This window comes from Bradyrhizobium sp. Leo114 (assembly GCF_055229415.2).
Genome location: NZ_JBUYEN020000199.1, coordinates 1 through 640 on the forward strand (window position 1 = coordinate 1; position 640 = coordinate 640).

General features: G+C 60.9%; 1 protein-coding gene. It reads right to left on the reverse strand.

Annotated features, from left to right (window positions below):
* Positions 1-640, reverse strand: a 640-nt coding sequence (locus tag ACZIRK_RS45385) for an IS110 family RNA-guided transposase (protein ID WP_474419866.1), incomplete at both ends; no start/stop codon positions are given.

The following is a 640-nucleotide window of genomic DNA, read 5'->3' on the forward strand; positions in this document are numbered from 1 at the left end:
ATCTTCGAGATGCGTCCCATCCGCTCCTTGCCCCCACTCGAATGCTGTCGTGGCGTCAGTCCCAGCCAGGCAGCAAAGTGACGAGCGGATTTGAAGCCGCCGGGATCTGGCACCAGCGCCTTGATGGTCGCCGCTGTAATGGCTCCAATGCCGGGGATCGTAGTCAGTCGGCGCATGTCCTTGTCGGTCTTTGCCGCAGCAACAATGGCTCGCTCGAGCTTGTCAATCTGGTCCGCCTGGGCCTCGATCTGATCGGCAACTGCCGTCAGGGCGACGCGCGCTGCCGCAGGCAAGCGGACATCTGCTACGTCCCGTACGATTGCAACCAACGCCTCGACCTTTGTCCGGCCAGCGGCGGCAATGATGCCCAACTCGGCGAGATGCGAGCGTAGGGCGTTGATAGTCTGCGTTTGCTGTTTCACCAGAAGTGCGCGACTCTTCAGGACCATCATTGCGGCTTGTTGCTCAGCCGTTTTGATCGGAACGAAGCGCATGGTCTTGCGAGTCACGGCCTCGCTGATGGCCTCGGCATCCGCCGCATCCGTCTTGCCGCGCTTCACGAAGGGTTTGACATAAGCCGGCGGAATCAGCCGCACTTGATGACCGAAAGTTGCAATCTCGCGCGCCCAATAATGGGCGC